Origin of the sequence: Ottowia sp. (assembly GCF_035325765.1) — a bacterium.
GTDB lineage: Bacteria > Pseudomonadota > Gammaproteobacteria > Burkholderiales > Burkholderiaceae_C > Ottowia.
The window spans coordinates 73,081-90,565 of the sequence record NZ_DAOKZG010000008.1 but is presented as its reverse complement, the minus strand read 5'-3'; the positions used below and the strand labels follow the sequence as shown (position 1 = coordinate 90,565).

At 70.8% G+C, this 17,485-nt stretch carries 14 protein-coding genes and 1 riboswitch; of the genes, 11 read left to right on the top strand and 3 right to left on the bottom strand.

Features of this window, described 5'->3' with window-relative positions; genetic code table 11:
- Positions 1-125 precede the first annotated feature (125 nt).
- A riboswitch (TPP riboswitch) is annotated at positions 126-238 on the top strand.
- A gap of 122 nt (positions 239-360) precedes the next feature.
- From PKA16_RS05040 to PKA16_RS05010, 7 genes are all read left to right on the top strand, one after another.
- Positions 361-1,527: an FAD-dependent oxidoreductase gene (locus PKA16_RS05040; protein WP_324401018.1), complete on the top strand. Its 1,167-nt coding sequence runs from the start codon at positions 361-363 to the stop codon at positions 1,525-1,527.
- Positions 1,528-1,529: 2 nt separating this feature from the next.
- Positions 1,530-1,760, top strand: a complete 231-nt coding sequence (thiS, locus tag PKA16_RS05035; protein WP_324401016.1) for a sulfur carrier protein ThiS — start codon at positions 1,530-1,532, stop codon at positions 1,758-1,760.
- The gene (gene arcD / locus PKA16_RS05030) at positions 1,753-3,204 is read left to right on the top strand and encodes an arginine-ornithine antiporter (RefSeq protein ID WP_324401015.1); all 1,452 of its coding nucleotides are present in this window, start codon (positions 1,753-1,755) and stop codon (positions 3,202-3,204) included. The genes thiS and arcD overlap by 8 nt, the downstream gene beginning before the upstream one ends.
- A 10-nt stretch (positions 3,205-3,214) precedes the next feature.
- The gene (locus PKA16_RS05025) at positions 3,215-4,042 is read left to right on the top strand and encodes a thiazole synthase (protein WP_324401013.1); all 828 of its coding nucleotides are present in this window, start codon (positions 3,215-3,217) and stop codon (positions 4,040-4,042) included.
- The gene (locus PKA16_RS05020) at positions 4,042-5,664 is read left to right on the top strand and encodes a bifunctional hydroxymethylpyrimidine kinase/phosphomethylpyrimidine kinase (protein ID WP_324401011.1); all 1,623 of its coding nucleotides are present in this window, start codon (positions 4,042-4,044) and stop codon (positions 5,662-5,664) included. The genes PKA16_RS05025 and PKA16_RS05020 overlap by 1 nt, the downstream gene beginning before the upstream one ends.
- 240 nt (positions 5,665-5,904) lie before the next feature.
- Complete coding sequence (gene thiD / locus PKA16_RS05015; protein ID WP_324401009.1) at positions 5,905-6,735, top strand: bifunctional hydroxymethylpyrimidine kinase/phosphomethylpyrimidine kinase; 831 nt, start codon at positions 5,905-5,907, stop codon at positions 6,733-6,735.
- Between the two features lie 30 nt (positions 6,736-6,765).
- On the top strand, positions 6,766-7,911 hold the full coding sequence (locus PKA16_RS05010) for an NAD(P)/FAD-dependent oxidoreductase (protein WP_324401007.1): 1,146 nt from the start codon (positions 6,766-6,768) through the stop codon (positions 7,909-7,911).
- An 841-nt stretch (positions 7,912-8,752) separates the two neighbouring features.
- Here PKA16_RS05010 and PKA16_RS05005 read toward each other — a convergent pair.
- Positions 8,753-9,817, bottom strand: coding sequence for a quinone-dependent dihydroorotate dehydrogenase (locus PKA16_RS05005; RefSeq protein WP_324401005.1), 1,065 nt, complete (start codon positions 9,815-9,817; stop codon positions 8,753-8,755).
- A 45-nt stretch (positions 9,818-9,862) separates the two neighbouring features.
- Here PKA16_RS05005 and rpiA point away from each other — a divergent pair, with 45 nt between their 5' ends.
- Positions 9,863-10,543: a ribose-5-phosphate isomerase RpiA gene (gene rpiA, locus PKA16_RS05000; protein WP_324401003.1), complete on the top strand. Its 681-nt coding sequence runs from the start codon at positions 9,863-9,865 to the stop codon at positions 10,541-10,543.
- Positions 10,544-10,549: 6 nt separating this feature from the next.
- On the opposite strand, the gene PKA16_RS04995 is transcribed toward rpiA, so the two are convergent.
- Positions 10,550-11,431 carry an NAD-dependent protein deacetylase gene (locus PKA16_RS04995; protein ID WP_324401001.1) on the bottom strand — a complete coding sequence of 294 codons (882 nt, stop codon included), beginning with the start codon at positions 11,429-11,431 and terminating at the stop codon, positions 10,550-10,552.
- Between the two features lie 288 nt (positions 11,432-11,719).
- The gene (locus PKA16_RS04990) at positions 11,720-12,307 is read right to left on the bottom strand and encodes a hypothetical protein (protein ID WP_324400999.1); all 588 of its coding nucleotides are present in this window, start codon (positions 12,305-12,307) and stop codon (positions 11,720-11,722) included.
- Between the two features lie 479 nt (positions 12,308-12,786).
- Here PKA16_RS04990 and PKA16_RS04985 point away from each other — a divergent pair, with 479 nt between their 5' ends.
- The 3 genes from PKA16_RS04985 to PKA16_RS04975 all read left to right on the top strand — a co-directional run bounded on the left by PKA16_RS04985 (position 12,787) and on the right by PKA16_RS04975 (position 17,422).
- On the top strand, positions 12,787-15,660 hold the full coding sequence (locus PKA16_RS04985; RefSeq protein WP_324400998.1) for an aconitate hydratase: 2,874 nt from the start codon (positions 12,787-12,789) through the stop codon (positions 15,658-15,660).
- A gap of 89 nt (positions 15,661-15,749) precedes the next feature.
- Positions 15,750-16,949 (top strand): FAD-dependent monooxygenase, encoded by a 1,200-nt coding sequence (locus PKA16_RS04980; RefSeq protein ID WP_324400996.1) that lies wholly within the window; start codon positions 15,750-15,752, stop codon positions 16,947-16,949.
- A gap of 89 nt (positions 16,950-17,038) precedes the next feature.
- Complete coding sequence (locus PKA16_RS04975; protein ID WP_324400995.1) at positions 17,039-17,422, top strand: hypothetical protein; 384 nt, start codon at positions 17,039-17,041, stop codon at positions 17,420-17,422.
- Positions 17,423-17,485 lie beyond the last annotated feature (63 nt).

Genomic DNA, 17,485 nt, shown 5'->3' with positions numbered 1-17,485 from the left:
GCGACGGACTGTTAATCCGCAGGTCCCTGGTTCGAGCCCAGGTCGGGGAGCCAGATTCACGGCCCCGCACATCGCAAGGTGTGCGGGGCTTTCCGTTGTGGCGCGCGGGCGTGGCGGCGCTATGATGCAGGCACTCCGGGGAGCCCGCGCGAGCGTGCTGAGATGGCTGGGGAAATGCAGCCGAACCCGTCGACTTGATCCGGTTTGTACCGGCGTAAGGAAGAGCAGCTGGCTGCGCGGCGTGCCTTCTGCACGGGGCGGCGCACGCGGGCGATCCGGAGCCTGGAGGATGGGGATGCTTGCAGGAACCGGCTTCATGAATCTATCGGGGTGTCTGGCGGGGCGCGCCAGCGCGTGGCCATGAGTACGCGCGGGCTTGCCATCGGCATTGCCGGCGCCGGCCTGCTGGGGCGCCTCCTGGCCTGGCACCTGGCGCGCACCGGCCATCGAGTCTCGGTGTTCGATCCGTCGACCGGGCCGCGGCCGATGGTGCGCAGCCAGGCGGGCGAGCACCACGTGCCGACGGCCGCGGGCTTCACCGCGGCCGGCATGCTCAGCCCGCTGTCGGAGCTGGACAACGCCGAGCCAGCGGTGGCGCGCCTGGGCTTTCGCTCGCTCGCCCTCTGGCCAGGCGTCGTGGCGGCGCTGTCTGGGCCGCCGTCACTGGTGGTGCGCGGCAGCCTGCTGCTGGCGCATCGGCCCGATCTCGGGGCGGCGCGGCGCGTGCTCGATCGCCTGCACGCGGCGACGCGCACGCCCGAGTGGCGCCATCTCGAATTGCCGGCGGGCGAACAGCCGCTGACGCCGGCCGAACTGCGCGCGCTCGAGCCGGCAATCCAGGGCCCGGCGCACGCCTGGCTGTTGCCGGGCGAGGGCCACATCGACACCGTGGCGACGATGAACGCGCTTCATGCCGGCGCGCCGGACGTGAGCTGGCATTGGGCGACGCCGGTTCTGGCGCTGCAGGGCGGCGCGGCCGGCGGCACGCTGCAGCTGGCCGATGGGCGCACGCTGGCGTTCGACGCGGTGATCGACGTGCGGGGCACGGGAGCACGGCCCGCGCTGCCGGTGCGCGGGGTGCGCGGCGAGATCATCGGGCTGGACTGCCCCGGCCACGGACTGACGCGTCCGGCGCGCCTGCTGCACCCGCGCCACTTCGTCTATCTGGTGCCGCGCTCGGCGCGCGAACTGATCGTCGGCGCCAGCGAGATCGAGAGCGAGGACCGCTCGCCGGTCAGCCTGCGCAGTGCCGTCGAGCTGATGGCCGCGGCCCATAGCATGCTGCCGGCCCTGGCCGAGGCGCGCATCCAGAAGCTGGACGTGAACCTGCGCCCGGCGCTGCCGGACAACAACCCGCGCATCGAACAAGCGGGCCGGCTGCTGCGCATCAACGGACTGTTTCGCCATGGCTGGCTGCTGGCGCCCGCGCTGGTGGAGCAGGCGCTGGACGAAGCGGATTGGTACGAGGGCGGGTTCGCCGCCAGACTGCAAACCGGGCCGGCAACCCCGGCAGCTGCAGGAGCCTGACCATGTCCGAAAGACCCACCGCGCCGCAGACGGTGCGCATCCAGCTCGGCGAGGAGGCGCGCGAGTTGCCGGCCGGCAGCACCCTGGCCGACGCGGTGGCGCTGCTGGGGCACGCGCCCGAAGCCGTGAGCACGGCCGTCAACGGCGAGTTCGTGGCCCGGGTCGCACGCGCCGCACGCCGGCTGCAGGACGGCGATCAGGTGCTGCTGTTCCAGCCCATCGTCGGTGGCTGAGGGCACGGGCGACATGGCGGCCGGCACGAACACGCTGCGCCTGGGCGCGCTCACGGCGCTGGTCGTGGGCTCGATGGTGGGCGGGGGCATCTTCTCGATCCCGCAGAACACGGCGGCCAGCGCTGGCGTCGGCGCCACGGCCATCGCCTGGCTCATCACCGGGCTGGGCATGCTGGCGCTGGCCTTCGTGTTCCTCAACCTGGCGCTGCGCAAGCCCGAGCTGGATTCGGGCATCTACGCCTACGCACGCGCGGGCTTCGGGCCGTTTGCCGGCTTCAGTTCGGCCTGGGGCTACTGGTTCATGGCGATGCTGGGCAACGTGGGCTACTACATGCTGCTGTTTTCCACGCTGGGCCATTACTGGCCAGCGTTTGGCGACGGCAACACGGCGCTGTCGGTGGCCTGCGCCTCGGTCATGCTGTGGGGCACGCACGCACTGGTGCTGCGCGGCATCCGCGAGGCGGCGCTGATCAACCAGGTGACCACCGTGGCCAAGCTGCTGCCGCTGCTGCTGTTCGTGCTGCTGGTGGCGCTGGCCTTCCGGCCGGACGTCTTCAGGGTCGACGTCTGGGGCCGCAGCAACCCCGCTCTGGGCGGCGTGCTGGAGCAGGTGCGCGGCATGATGCTGGTGACGGTGTGGGTCTTCATCGGCGTCGAGGGGGCGAGCGTGTATTCGGCCTACGCCCGGCGACGCGTCGACGTGGGGCGCGCGACGCTGGTGGGCTTCCTGTTCGTGCTGGCCTTGCTGGTGGCCGTGAGCCTGCTGTCGATGGGCGTGCTGGCGCAGCCCGAGCTGGCGCGGCTCAAGAATCCGTCCATGGCCTACGTGCTGGAGCACGCGGTCGGCCCCTGGGGCGGGGTGCTGGTGAGCGTGGGCCTGCTGATTTCGCTCTCGGGCGCGTTGCTGTCGTGGCTGATGCTGTCGGCCGAAACCCTGCACGCGGCCGCGCGCGACGGTGCCGCGCCGGCCTGGCTGGCGGGCGAGAACACACGCGGCGTCCCGGCCCGGGCGCTGTGGCTGACCAGCGCCAGCGTGCAGGCCTTCCTGCTGGTCACCTTGTGGAGCGAATCGACCTACCTGTCGCTGGTCAACCTGGGCACCGCCATGATCCTGCTGCCTTACACCTGGGCGGCTGGCTATGGCCTGCAAATCGCCGTCGGCGGGAGCGGCTATGGTCTGGCGGAGCGCGCGCGGCGCCAGCGCGATGCACTGCTGTCCGGAGTGGCGCTGGTGTATGCCCTGTGGCTGGTCTACGCCGGCGGCGTCAAGTATCTGCTGCTCGGCGCGCTGTTGTATGTGCCGGGGGCCCTGCTGTATGCGTGGGCCCGGCGCGAGCACGGGCGGCGCGTGTTCTCTCAGCGCGAGTGGGCGGGCTTTGCCGGCTTGGTGGGAGCTGGCGGTGTCGCCGCCCTGGGCTTGCAACGCGGCTGGCTGACCTTGTAAGGAGTGACGTGTGAACGAAACGATCCAGGCAACGCGTGACGACGCGTGGTTCGTGGGCGAGGTCGCGCTGTCGAGCCGTTTCCTGCTCGGCACCGCGCGCTATCCTTCACCGCGGGTGCTGGCCGATGCGATGGCTGCGTCCGGCACGCAGGTCGTCACCGTGGGGCTCAGGCGCCAGCTCGCTGTCGGTGGTGACAACCGCTTCCTCGAGATCATCCGCGCCGCGATGAAGACGCAGGGCGCACGCCTGCTGCCGAACACCGCCGGCTGCAGCACGGCGCGCGAGGCGATCGAGCTGGCCCACATGGCGCGCGAGCTCTACGATACACCGTGGATCAAGCTCGAGGTGATCGGCGACGAGTACACGCTGCAGCCCGATCCGCAGGAACTGGTGGTGGCCGCGCGCCAGCTCGCGCGGGATGGCTTCACCGTGTTTCCCTACTGCACCGACGACCTGGTGACCTGCAAGCGCTTGCTGGATGCCGGCTGTCCGCTGCTGATGCCCTGGGGTGCGCCGATCGGCTCGGGCCAGGGCCTGGTGAATCCGTTTGCGCTGCGCCTGCTGCGCGAGCGCCTGCCCGACGTGGTGCTGATCATCGACGCCGGCATTGGCGCGCCCAGCCACGCGGCACAGGCGCTCGAGATGGGCTACGACGCCGTGCTCCTGAACAGTGCCGTGAGCCAGTCCCCGGACCCGGTGCGCATGGCAGGGGCTTTCCGGCAGGCGATCGAGGCTGGTCGCGCGGCCTACCGGGCCGGGGTGATGGCGCGCCAGGACTTCGCCGTGGCCTCGACGCCGGTGACGGGCAGCCCGTTCCTGATCGGGGGTGCGCCCTGATGACGGTCGATGGGTTCGGGGCGTCGTCCGCCCCATCGGTGACGCCAGCCATCGTCTGGAGCGTGGCCGGCAACGACAGCGGTGGCGGCGCCGGCCTGGCGGCGGACCAGCGCGCAGCCGCGGGCCTGGGTGTGCACCTGTGCCCGGTGGTGGCGGCGCTGACGGCGCAGAACTCGCGCATCGTGACTCGCGTCGATCCCGTGGCGCCCGAGTTGCTGGACGCCCAGCTGGCGGCGCTGGCCGAGGACCTCCCGCCAGTCGCCATCAAGACCGGGTTGCTCGGCAGCGTCGACAACGTGGCCGTCGTGGCGCGCTGGGTTGATCGACTGCGTGCCACGTGGCCGCTGGCGCTGGTGGTCGATCCGGTACTGGGGGCCAGCAGCGGCGCGGCCTTTGCCGATGCCGCCGTGCTGGACGCCTATCGCGAACTGCTGCTGCCGCGCGCCACCCTGGTCACGCCGAACGAAGGCGAGGCGCGTCGGCTCGTGGGCACGGGTGCCGAGGCGCTGAGGGCTCCGCAACTGGGGCAGGCGCTGCGTGCGTTCGGCGCGGCCGCCGTGGCCATCACCGGCGGGGACAGCGCGCACGCGCCGGGCCTGGCGCTCGACTGGATCGACACTGCGCATGCGCGTGGCTGGCTGCTGCTGCCACGCATCGACAGCCCGCACACGCACGGCACCGGCTGTACCCTTGCCAGCAGCGCCACCAGTGCGCTGGCGCTGGGTTTCGTGGCGGGCGACGCGCTGGTACTGGCCAAGATGGCGACGGCGCACGCGATCGCCCATGGCCATGCGGCGGGGCAGGGTGCCGGTCCCGTGGGACCACGCGCCGACTTCGCCACGCAGCCCGAGCGCCTGCCCCTGCTGAGCTGGGACGAGAGCCTGGACTGCGAGCGCTGGTCGCGCCTGCTGCATGGGCCGTGCGCCGGGGAAGGGCCTGCGGATATCGGTCTCTACGCCATTGTCGATCGCATCGAGCGCGTGTCCCTGGTGCTTGCGGGGGGGGTGAAGACCGTGCAGCTGCGCATCAAGACGCCCCCGCGGCCCGACGCCGCCTGGCACGCCGGGCTGCGCGTCGCCGTGCAACAGGCACTGGCGGCCTGCCGCCAGGCGGACGCCACGCTGGTGGTGAACGATCACTGGCGGCTCGCAGCCGAACTGGCGGCGGGCGATGTGCGCCATCTGGCCGTGCACCTGGGCCAGGAAGACCTGCTGGCACTGGATGCCGCTGGTCGGGCCGAGCTGGCCGCCAGTGGCCTGCGTCTGGGCGTGAGCAGTCACAGCCTGTGGGAACTGTGCCGCGCGCGCGGGCTGGCGCCGTGGTACGTGGCCTGCGGTCCGGTGTGGCCGACGCTGACCAAGGCCATGCCGTGGCAGCCGCAGGGACTGGACAACCTGGCCTGGTGGGTGCACATGGCGGGGCTGCCGGTGCTGGCCATCGGCGGCATCCTGGAGCACGCACAGGCGGAGCGCGCGGCACGCAGCGGCGCCGCCGGCGTCTGCGTCGTGCGCGGCCTGGGCGATGATCCGGCGGCCAGCGCGCCGGCCTGGCAGGCCGCAATCGAGCGCGGGCGGACCCTGTCGCGCCTGCCGGTGCCGTCGCTGCCGCACCCGTCGCTGTGAAGGCCAAGAGACGGCAACCATGCGCAGGGGATGCAACAGAACGCCATTGAACCTGAAAACGGCAGTTGACCGCTTGCCTTCTTCACGAGCGCCGCATGAACCTTGACTTTCGCGGCTTCAATCACCTCCACCTGTTGGGCGAACGCGTCCAACCGCCGTCTTTAGATTGAATCCTTCAGGGTCTTCCGCGAAACCCTCGCGTCTCTCGTGCCGGAAAGTTCGACTGTTCACACCATCGCCATGAACCAGCAATACGTACGTGTCCTCACGATTGCCGGCAGCGATTCCGGCGGCGGCGCCGGCATCCAGGCCGATCTCAAGACCTTTGCCGCGCTTGGCTGCTACGGCATGAGCGCGATCACCGCACTGACGGCCCAGAACACGCTGGGCGTGACTGCCATTCACGGCGTGCCGGTCGAGTTCCTGGTGGCCCAGATCGACGCCGTGATGAGCGACATCGGCGCGCACGCGGTGAAGATCGGCATGTTGCACGCGCCCGAGGTGGTGCAGGCCGTGGCCGCCGCCATCGATCGCCATGCCATGCGCCAGGTGGTGCTCGATCCGGTCATGGTCTCGGCCACCGGCGCGCGCCTGATCGAGCCCGAGGCCGTGCAGGCGCTGGTGGCCGAACTGTTCCCGCGCGCATGCCTGATCACGCCCAACCTCGACGAGGCGGCGCTGCTGCTGGGCCGTTCGGTGCGGGCGGTCTCCGACATGTTGCCAGCGGCCGAGGGCCTGCTGCAACGGGGTGCACGCGCGGTTCTGCTCAAGGGCGGCCACCTGCCGGGCGAGACGGTGCACGACCTGCTGCTGGAGCGCGGCCAGGCGCCGCTCGCGCTGCAGGCGCCGCGCGTGGCGACGCACAACCTGCACGGGGCTGGCTGCACGCTGTCGTCGGCCATCGCGGCGCACCTGGCACAGGGCGCGGGACTGGCGTCCGCGGTCCGCGCCGCGCGCGACTTCGTGCACGCCGCGCTGACGGCCGGCGCCCCGGTGCGCACGGGACACGGCGTCGGGCCGCTGGCCCATGGATTCGCACCCCTGGCCCTGCGCACGCTTGCGCTGGGTTGATCGCGGCCGGCCAGAGGCGGGGAGCGGGCCATGGGCGTGGAGCAGGTCGATTGCGTGGTGATCGGCGCCGGGGTGGTCGGCCTGGCGGCGGCGCGTGCGCTGGCGCTGGCCGGGCGCGAGGTGCTGGTGCTGGAGGCACGTGAAACCTTTGGTACCCAGACCAGCGCGCGCAACAGCGAGGTCATCCATGCCGGCATCTACTACGCACCCGGATCGCTCAAGGCGCGCCTGTGCGTGCAGGGGCGCCGGATGCTGTACGCGTACTGCGCCGCACGGAGCGTCCCGCACCGGCGCTGCGGCAAGCTGATCGTGGCCGGTGATGCGGCACAGGTCGACGTGCTGCGTGGCATCCAGGCGCAGGCCGTGGCCAATGGCGTGCACGACCTGCAATGGCTCACGCGCGACGCGGCGCGTGCGCTGGAGCCTGAACTCGACTGCCAGGCCGCGCTGCACTCGCCCAGCACCGGCATCGTCGACAGCCACGGCCTGATGCTCGCGCTGCTGGGCGACCTCGAGCACGCCGGTGGCCTGCTGGTGCCGCACTCGCCGGTCGAACGCCTGGTCGCGCGGGACGGCCCGGCTCGGGTCGCGGTCCGCGTCGAACTCGCTGGCGCGGCTGGGGACACGGTCCTGCTGGCGCGTACCGTGGTCAACGCGGCGGGCCTGGGTGCCATCGCCCTGGCGCACCGGACGCAGGGACTGGACCCCGCGCACCGCCCACCGCTGCCCGTGTGCTGGGCCAAGGGCAGCTATTTCACGCTGCCTGGGCGGGCGCCGTTCCGCCACCTGATCTACCCCGTGGTGCCACCGGGTGCACCCGGTCTCGGCGTGCACCTGACGCTCGACCTGGGGGGGCAGGCCCGCTTTGGCCCGGACGTGCAATGGGTCGACAGGCTCGACGACTTGCAGGTCGACCCGGCGCGCGCCGCGACCTTCGGCGCTGAAGTGCGACGCTATTGGCCGGGCCTGCCGACCGATGCCCTGCAGCCCGGCTACGCCGGCTTGCGCCCCAAGCTCACCGAGCCGGGCCAGCCCGCGGCCGATTTTCGTGTCGATGGGCCGCGCAGCCACGGCGTGCCCGGGCTCGTCAACCTGCTGGGCATTGAATCGCCTGGGCTGACGAGCTGCCTGGCGCTTGGGCAACAGGTGGTCGCAGAGGCGCAGGCGTCATCCTGAGGTGTCTGTCGAATTTCGCCTTCCAGCGGGCCGCTCCTGGAACGCCGTGGAGCGTGAATCAACATGCTGACTGGTCCTGACTTTCAGGAACCGAATCCGCGAACCCTGGTCCAGGGCGCCGCGGCGACGACTGCGGTTGCGGGACCCATCGATGTATTCGACAGGTCAGTCCGAGGCTTGGTGCTGGTCGCGCAGATCGTGCCGCGCACCCGCGCGTACTTCGGACTGTTGAAGAAATGCCCGGTGTGCGTCGTCCCCGCAGTTGCTCCTGCAGTCTCCGGTGTAGCGTTTTACGCTGTCGGTGCTTGTAGCGAGTCGCCAAGGGGCCGGATGCGCGGCGCGTGACGAAGGCAAGGTTGGCCCCCATGTCAAGGTCACGCAACAAGGCAGATGGCCGGTTGGTGGCTCGCCCTGCAGGAAACCGCAGAAGGCCCGCGGCGACGTGGTGGTTCTTGCCAAGGCGACCAGACCTGCCTGTGAACTGCGCCCTGCCGCGAATCTCTTTCCGGCTTCCAGAAGGCCTGATGGCGCAACACACTGCACCCGCTTCATTGACCGACGGCGCGCACCGGATGGCGGTCTTTCGCGGCCATCCAGCGGCCATGAGGATCAACGACCTGCACCGGGGCTTCTTTGGGAACCCGGGCGCGGTGGAAGCGGGCAGGGCAACGTCGCTATTGTTGCTGCTGGCACGGCTTCACGGCAGCAGGCGTCGATCGGGATTCTGAACACCATCCCCAACAGGGCCCCAGCGGGACAGGTTGATGAATCGAACTGCAGGGGTGGAACCTGAGCCCGCAGATCGACTCCCCTCTGCGCGGGCACGGCCTGAGCCGCGCGTTCAGGGTTGCCGCCGCAGCGCCCGCGCCACCTCGTCCACCAGCGCCGGGCCCTTGTAGACCAGGCCGGTGTAGATCTGCACCAGGTCGGCGCCGGCGGCGATCTTGGCCTGGGCGTCGGCGCCGCTCAGGATGCCGCCCACGCCGATGATCGGAAAGTCGGGCCCCAGTGCCGCGCGCAGCTGCCGAATCACGGCATTGCTGGCCTCGCGCACGGGCGCGCCGGACAGGCCGCCGGCCTCGTCGGCATGCGGCAGGCCCTGCACCGCGTCGCGCGCCAGCGTGGTGTTGGTGGCGATCACGCCCTCGATCTCGTGCTCGCGCAGCGCCTGGGCGATGGCCTGCACCTGCGTCGCGTCCAGGTCCGGCGCGATCTTCAGGAACAGCGGCACGTAGCGGCGGTGTTCCTGCGCGAGCTCGCCCTGGCGCGACTTCAGCGCCGAGAGCAGGGCGTCCAGGGCTTCCTCGCCCTGCAGGTCGCGCAGGTTCCTGGTGTTCGGGCTCGAGATGTTGACCGTGACGTAGTCGGCCCAGGGATAGACCCCGGCCAGGCCCTGGAGGTAGTCGTCGGTCGCGCGCTCCATCGGCGTGGCTGCGTTCTTGCCGATGTTCAGCCCCAGCAGCATGCGCAGGCCGGTGCCGGGCTCGCGCAGCCGGCGCTGCAGGCGCGAGCGCTGGACGTTGCGGATGAAGGCATCCAGCCCGTCGTTGTTGAAGCCCATGCGGTTGATCAGGGCCTCGGCCGCCGGCAGGCGAAACATGCGGGGCTTGGGGTTGCCGGGCTGCGCCAGCGGCGTCACGGTGCCGACCTCGACGAAGCCGAAGCCCATGGCGCCCAGGCCGTCGATGGCGCGCGCGTTCTTGTCCAGGCCCGCTGCCAGGCCGACCCGGTTCGGAAAGGTGAGCCCGGCCAGCGTCACCGGGTCGTCCACGCGTCCGTTGCACCAGCCCCATTGCAGCGGCGTGCCGGCGCCGCGCGCCAGCAGGTCCAGGGTCAGCTCGTGCGCGGCTTCCGGGTCCATGTTGAACAGGACCGCGCGCGACAGGCCGTAGGGCAGCAGGGCCATTGGATAATTCCCGGGTTTTGTCGAGATCGGCGGGGATTGTCGCAAATGACACAGGATGAGCTGAAGGCCATGGTCGGGCGCGCGGCGCTGGATCATGTCGTGGCGAACGAATGGGTCGGCGTGGGCACGGGTTCGACGGTGAACCACTTCATCGACGCGCTGGCGGGGATGAAGGACCGCATTCGCGGCGCGGTGTCCTCGTCCGAGGCTTCGACCGCGCGCCTGGCGGCGCTCGGCATCCCGGTGGCGGACTGCAACGCGGTGGGCGAGATCGCGGTCTACATCGACGGCGCCGACGAGATCGATCCGCGCGGCCACATGATCAAGGGCGGCGGCGCCGCGCTGACGCGCGAGAAGATCGTCGCCGCACAGTCGCGCCGCTTCGTCTGCATCGCCGACGCCAGCAAGCGCGTCGAGGTGCTGGGCCGCTTTCCGCTGCCCGTGGAGGTGATCCCGATGGCAACGCAGCGCATCGTGCGCCAGTTTGCCGCGCTCGGCGGCGATACGGCCCTGCGCTGCGTCGACGGCCGGCCCCTGGTGACCGACAACGGCCAGCACATCCTGGACGTGCGCGGCCTGCGCATCGCCGATCCGCTGGCCTTCGAGAGCGAGGTCAACCAGTGGCCGGGCGTGGTCACGGTCGGCGTGTTCGCGCACCAGAAGGCGCAGGTCTGCCTGCTCGGCACCCCGGATGGCGTGCAGACCCTGGACTTTGGCCGCGGTTGATCGGCTTCAGCCGACCACGCGGTCGACGTGCCGGTCGGCAGCCCCGGCATCGGTCGTGGATTGCGGCGCCAGGGCCTGGGCCAGCGCCATCAGCGCCATCCCCGCGGGTTGCCGAACCTTCAGCGCCAGCAGCTCGTCGGCGCGTGTACGGCCCAGGTTGATGGCTGCTACCGGCTTGCCGGCCTCGGCCGCGGCGCGCGCGAAGCGATAGCCCGAAAACACCATCAGCGAGGAGCCGACCACCAGCAGGGCGTCCGCCTGTTGCACGGCATCCAGCGCCTGCTCGACGCGCCGGCGCGGCACGCTTTCGCCAAAGAACACGACATCGGGCTTGAGCATGCCGCCGCATTGCGGGCACCCCGGCACCTGGAAGCCGGAGAAGTCCAGGCCGTCCAGATCGGCGTCGCCATCCGGCGCGCTGCGTGCATCGTGCCGCGCCCATGTGGGGTTGCGCGTCAGCAGCTCGGCCTGCAGCGCGGCACGCGCGAGGCCGTGCCGGCACGCCAGGCAGCACACGCGGTCGATGCGGCCGTGCAGATCCAGCACGCGGCGGCTCCCCGCGGCGTCGTGCAGACCATCGACGTTCTGGGTCAGCAGCAGGTGGACGTACCCATGGGCTTCCAGCCGTGCCAGCGCGTGATGCGCCGGCCCTGGGCGCGCCGCGCCCATCACCTGCCAGCCGATCAGGCTGCGCGCCCAGTAGCGTTGGCGCGTGGCCTCGTTGCCGACGAAGGCCTGGTAGGTGACCGGTGGGGGACGCTTCCAGTCCCCGTTCGCGTCACGGTAGTCCGGGATGCCGCTTTCCGTGCTGCAACCTGCTCCGGTGAGCACCAGCAGGCGCGGGTGGCGCTGCACGAAGGCAGGCAGCGCGGCAGGGAGATCGTCCATGATTGCCGATGATGCCGCAAAATCGGTGCCCGATTGCGCTCCCTGGCGGCGCGCAGGCGAAGCGTGCCGGCACGCGGGCGTGCCACCGCGGTTGCCACACTGTGCTTCGCGTCACCCGCGGCGCATGAACCGGCACGGCGCCGACGGCCGCCGGGCAGGGTCGGTCGCAGGCAGCCGTGGCCCAGGCTTTCCTGATCACGGGGTGCGCCCCCTTTCCGGGAGGATGGCGCGCAGCGCCATGGGAGGGATTCATCCCCCTGCGCACGCGCGTGTCAAGCCCCGTCGGCTTCAGCCACCGCTCCCCGCGGCGCGCAGCGATTGTTGCAACTCGTGCATGCGGACGCACTGCGGATGCCCGGCCATGCCCGGCTTGTCGCAGGTGCGCTGCAGGCACAGCGCATGGGCGAGGAATTGCGTGTCACCGCACAGCACGCTCGGGCGCGCCGGCGCCGGGGATGCCGCAGTGACGGGCGCTGCGGTTGCCGCGGCAAGCTCCGGCGGGCGATCTTCGGGGCCGGGGGCACGGGCGGGCTCGGGCGTGTGGGCGAGCCGCGGCGCGACAGTGCGCTGTGACCTGGCGCCGGGCATCGGCCGCGGGTCCGGCTTGGGCGCTGACCCGGTGGCGGCTGCCGGCGGCGCGTTGGCCAGTGCCTCCTGCTCCGCCTGCAGCGCCTGCACGGCCTGCGCTGCGCGTGCCACCGCTGCCGACTCCGGCGCCGGGTACATCGCGGGCGCTTCCGCGGGCGCCGCACGAGCGGCAAGGGGGGCCGCGGGCGGCGGCGGGCCGGACTCGTGCGCCAGCGCTGCACGATCGCGCACGCCCGAGTTCCAGCCCAGTACGCCCAGCGTGAGCAGCAACACCAGCGACAGCAGCACCCAGGTCGCGCGCGTCCGGACGCTCGGCGTTGCGCTGCGTGCGACAGCCCGGCGTCGTGCGCGCCGCCGCCGCCGGGCTCGCGCTGCCGGCTCGGCCGCAGCCGTGTCCGCGCTCGGTCCCAACGCCACCAGCTGGTGCGCACACGTGCGGCAGAACTTCGCGGAATCGCGATTGTCTGCACCACATTGGGGGCAAGTCAGCGACATCGAATCGAAAGAGGGCGACCGAAACAGGCACCGGCCCTGAAATGATTCAAAGTGTATCGCGTGGTTTGACGTGCGTGCGCGGCAAGCAGGCCGATGTGGCGTGACTGCGTCACCTGGTGTGCAGCAGTCGCGGTTTGCGGCGCTTTCGACCAGCCCGGCTGGTTCGCGCCGCGGTACGCCGCGATGCCGACAGGTGGAGCGGGGCACTGACAAGATGCCACAATCGGTGGTGAGTCCGGCCAGGGGGCCGGCCGCGATCCGAGGAACAAGCCATGGCGACAAAATCCAAGCACGCATTCGCGTCCACCCGCAGGACGTTCACCACCGCATCCGGCAAGACGGGCGAGTTCTTCTCGCTGCCGGCGCTGGCGCGCAAGTACCCCAACGTCAAGCGGCTGCCGCGTTCGATCCGCATCGTGCTGGAGTCCGTGCTGCGTCACTGCGACGGCGTCAAGGTCACGCCCGAACACGTCGAACAGCTTGCCAATTGGCAGCCCAACGGGGCGCGCACCGAGGAGATCCCGTTCACCGTGGCGCGCGTGCTGCTGCAGGACTTCACCGGCGTGCCGCTGCTCGTCGACCTCGCGGCGATGCGCTCGGCCGCGCAGCGCCTGGGGCAGAACCCGAAGAAGGTCGAGCCCCTGGTGCCGGTCGACCTGGTGGTCGACCACTCGGTGATGGTCGACTACTACGCGCGCAAGGATGCGCTGCGGCTCAACATGAGCTTGGAATTCCAGCGCAACCATGAGCGCTACCAGTTCATGAAGTGGGGCATGCAGGCGTTCGACACCTTCCGCGTGGTGCCGCCGGGCTTCGGCATCTGCCACCAGGTCAACCTCGAGTACCTGGCGCCGGGCGTGCACAAGACGAAGGACGGCCTGTACTACCCCGATACCCTGGTCGGCACCGACAGCCACACCCCGATGATCAATGGCATCGGCGTGGTTGCCTGGGGCGTGGGCGGCATCGAGGCCGAAGCGGCGATGTTGGGCCAGCCGGTCTATTTCCTGACGCCCGACGTCGTCGGCTTCGAGCTCAAGGGCAAGCTGCGTGAAGGGGTGACCGCCACCGACCTCGTGCTGACCGTGACCGAGCTGTTGCGCCAGCACAAGGTGGTGGGCAAGTTCGTCGAATACTTCGGCGAGGGCACGGCCTCCCTGAGCGTGCCGGATCGCGCCACGCTCGGCAACATGTCGCCCGAGAACGGTTCCACCCTCGGCCTGTTCCCGGTCGACGAGCGCACCATCGAATACTTCCAGGGCACCGGCCGCAGCAAGGCCGAGGTCGAGGCGCTGGAGGCCTACTTCCGCGCCCAGGGCATGTTCGGCACCGCCCGGGCCGGCGAGATCGACTACTCCGAGGTCGTTTCGCTGGATCTCGGCACCGTCGAGCCCAGCCTCGCCGGCCCGCGCCGGCCGCAGGACCGCATCGCGCTGGGCCGGATGGCCGAGCAGTTCAAGGTGCTGTATTCGAAGCCGATGGAGGAGGGCGGCTTCAAGCGCCCGGCCGAGACGCTGCACCAGCGCGTGCACCTGACGCGCGACGGCAAGGTGCATGGCGTCAGCCGGCCCGAGCAGCCCAGCAGCATCGAAGGATCGCCACGCAACAAGATCGAGATGGTCGGCAACAAGCCGCTGCTGGGGGCCGCCACCGATAGCACCGTCGTCGGCCTGCATCCGGTGCCCAAGGGGGGCTACAGCGTCGGCAATGGTGACGTGCTGATCGCCGCCATCACCAGTTGCACCAACACCAGCAACCCGAGCGTCATGTTGGCCGCCGGCCTGGCGGCCAAGAAGGCAGTCGAGCATGGCCTGAAGATCAAGCCCTACGTCAAGACCTCGCTGGCTCCCGGCTCGCGCGTCGTGACCGAATACCTGACGGAGACCGGCCTGCTGCCCTACCTCGAGAAGATCGGCTTCGACCTGGCGGCCTACGGCTGCACCACCTGCATCGGCAACTCCGGCGACCTCGCGCCCGAAATCAACGAGGCCATCAACCAGCATGAGCTGGTGTGTGCGTCGGTGCTGTCGGGCAACCGCAACTTCGAGGCCCGCATCCACCCGAACCTGAAGGCCAACTTCCTGATGAGCCCGCCGCTGGTGGTGGCCTACGCCATTGCCGGCAACATGATGATCGACCTGATGACCGAGCCGCTGGGCAAGGGCAAGGGCGGCAAGGACGTCTACCTGGGTGACATCTGGCCCAGCACCGACGAGGTCAACCAGCTGCTCAGGTTCGCGATGAAGGGCAAGGCCTTCCGCGACAACTACGCCAAGGTCAAGACCGAGCCGGGCAAGCTGTGGGAGAAGATCCCCGAGGTCAAGGGGCAGGTCTACAACTGGCCCACCAGCACCTATATTGCCGAGCCGCCGTTCTTCGACGGTTTCACGCTCGCCGGCACCGATCCGGCCGAGGCGGACACGGCGATTCGTGGCGCGCGCATCATGGCGCTGTTCGGCGACTCGGTCACCACCGACCACATCTCGCCGGCGGGCCGCATCAAGGACAGCGCACCGGCGGGCCAGTGGCTGATCGCCAACAGCGTGCAGAAGCAGGACTTCAACAGCTATGGCTCGCGCCGCGGCAACCACGAGGTCATGATGCGCGGCACCTTTGCCAACGTGCGCATCAAGAACCTGATGATTCCGCCCAAGGCCGACGGCAGCCGCGAGGAGGGTGGCCTGACGCTGGCCCAGCCTTCGGGCCAGAAGAAATACATCTTCGATGCGGCCATGGACTACATGGCCGCCGGCATCCCGACGGTGGTGTTCGCGGGCGAGGAATACGGCACCGGCTCGAGCCGCGACTGGGCCGCCAAGGGCACCCAGCTGCTGGGCATCCAGGCCGTGGTGGCCAAGAGCTTCGAGCGCATCCACCGCTCCAACCTGGTCGGCATGGGCGTGTTGCCGCTGCAGTTCAAGCCGGGCGATTCCTGGGAGAAGCTGGGCCTGAAGGGCGACGAGCTGATCGACATCGTGCCGCCGGCGGTGCTCAAGCCGCGCTGCGACGTGGCCGTCGTGATCACGCGCGCCGATGGCGTCAAGCAGACCATCGCCGTCACGCTGCGCATCGATACGCCGATCGAGGTCGACTACTTCCACAACGGCGGCATCCTGCCGTACGTGCTGCGCCAGTTGCTCGCCTGATGCGCGGCGCGTGATGCCATGCCCGTCCGGTCGGTGGCCGGGCGGGCGTCGTCGCCTTCAGGTCCCGCCTGGCGGCACAATCGGCATCCATGAGTGCAACGCAGCAACTGCTGGTCGCAGGCGGCGGCATCGCGGCCATGGCGGCGGCGTGCGCGGTGGCGCGGGCCGGCTGGGAGGTGCGCGTCTACGAGCGCGCGCCGGTGTTTGCCGAGGTCGGCGCCGGCCTGCAGCTGGGCCCGAACGTCACGCGCGTGCTGCGTGCCTGGGGCCTGGACGAGGACCTGCGCGCCGTGGCCGCCTATCCGGAGCGGCTGGTGGTGCGCAGTGCTCCCAGTGGCGCCGAACTGGGCGTGCTGCCGCTGGCCTCGCGCGCCGAGCACCGCTACGGGGCGCCCTACGCCAGCATCCACCGCGCCGATCTGCATGCCCTGCTGGTGCGTGGCTGCGAGCGCACCGGCCGGGTGCAGCTCAACCTGGGCCAGACCCTGACCGGATTTCGCGAACAGGGTGACGCGGTGCGCGTGCAGCTGGGTCGCCAGGAGGTCGAGGGCGATGCCCTGCTCGGCGCGGACGGGCTGCTCAGTTCGGTGCGCGCGCAATTGCTGGGAGATGGGCCGCCCGAGCCGGTGGGTGACCTGGCGTATCGCGGCATGCTGGACATGGCGCGGCTGCCGGCGTCCCTGCGTGCCAACCAGGTCACGGTCTGGCTGGGTCCGGCCCTGCACGTGGTGCAGTATCCGGTGCGCGGCGGCGCGGCCCTGAACGTGGTGGCCATCGTGCGCGGACGCGCACCGGCGCAGGGCGGCGACCTGGACGTGCCGGCACGTGCCCAGGCCGAACTGGAGCGTGCCTTGCAGGGCTTGTGCGCGCCCTTGCACGAACTGATCGCAGCCGCGCCGGCCGCCAGCCTGAACGACCAGCCGTGGCGGCGCTGGGTCCTGGCGGCGCGGCCGCCTGTCTCCGGCGCCGACCAGATGGCGCGCGGCCTGGTGGCGCTGGCGGGCGATGCGGCGCATCCGATGCGGCCCTACATGGCACAGGGGGCCGGCATGGCGATCGAGGATGCGGCCGAGCTCGGGCACGCGCTCGCCATGGACGCGGTCGAGGTGCGCACCCGCCTGCGCCGCTATGCGCTGGCACGCTGGCAACGCTGCGCTCGGGTGCAGGAGCGCTCGCGCCGCAACGGCGAGGTATTTCATGCGCGCGGCCTGGTGCGGGTCGGGCGCGATGCCTCGATCCGGCTGTTTGGCGAACGCCTGCTGGACGTGCCGTGGCTGTACGGGCTGTGAGTCGACCGGCAAGAGGAGCGGCGGGTTCGTGGCGCGTCCGCGCCATCAGGCCGGCCGTGCCGTCTGGCCGGCCCGGCGGGAACTGAGACGTGGCGGCGCCGCGTGGTCTGGATGCGAGGGCGCTGGGCGTCTACGCCGTGGCGGGGGCCTTGCTGCTGCTCCTGCTGCTGGTCGCCGCTGCGCTGGAAAGCAGCACGGTGCTGGGCGGGGTGGCGGTGTTTTCCTGCGCGTTGGGCTGGGGCCTTGGCTGGCTGATGGGGCGCCTGTTTGGCGGCGCGCCCGCGTGGCATGGCGTGGCGCTGGTGGCCGTTCCGCTGCTGGTCGAGCTCTACAGCCTCGCGGCGCAGGATGCGGTCAACCCGGGCCTGCGCCTGGCGTGGCTGGCGCTCCTGACCGTGGTTGCCGGTGCTGGCGCACATGGGGCCTGGCGCGGGCAGGCGACGGCGCCCGAGCCGCGGTCAACCGAAGACTGACAAGCTGCAGACGAATCGCTCACGCGCGGCTCGCGCGCCGGGATCCGCCCGGTCCGCCCTGCC

Coding starts and splice junctions, on each gene's coding strand:
- PKA16_RS05040 (WP_324401018.1), top strand. CDS start 361: ATGAGTACGCGCGGGCTTGCCATCGGCATTGCCGGCGCCGGCCTGCTG.
- thiS (WP_324401016.1), top strand. CDS start 1,530: ATGTCCGAAAGACCCACCGCGCCGCAGACGGTGCGCATCCAGCTCGGC.
- PKA16_RS05020 (WP_324401011.1), top strand. CDS start 4,042: ATGACGGTCGATGGGTTCGGGGCGTCGTCCGCCCCATCGGTGACGCCA.
- thiD (WP_324401009.1), top strand. CDS start 5,905: ATGAACCAGCAATACGTACGTGTCCTCACGATTGCCGGCAGCGATTCC.
- PKA16_RS05010 (WP_324401007.1), top strand. CDS start 6,766: ATGGGCGTGGAGCAGGTCGATTGCGTGGTGATCGGCGCCGGGGTGGTC.
- PKA16_RS05005 (WP_324401005.1), bottom strand. CDS start 9,817: ATGGCCCTGCTGCCCTACGGCCTGTCGCGCGCGGTCCTGTTCAACATG.
- rpiA (WP_324401003.1), top strand. CDS start 9,863: ATGACACAGGATGAGCTGAAGGCCATGGTCGGGCGCGCGGCGCTGGAT.
- PKA16_RS04995 (WP_324401001.1), bottom strand. CDS start 11,431: ATGGACGATCTCCCTGCCGCGCTGCCTGCCTTCGTGCAGCGCCACCCG.
- PKA16_RS04985 (WP_324400998.1), top strand. CDS start 12,787: ATGGCGACAAAATCCAAGCACGCATTCGCGTCCACCCGCAGGACGTTC.
- PKA16_RS04980 (WP_324400996.1), top strand. CDS start 15,750: ATGAGTGCAACGCAGCAACTGCTGGTCGCAGGCGGCGGCATCGCGGCC.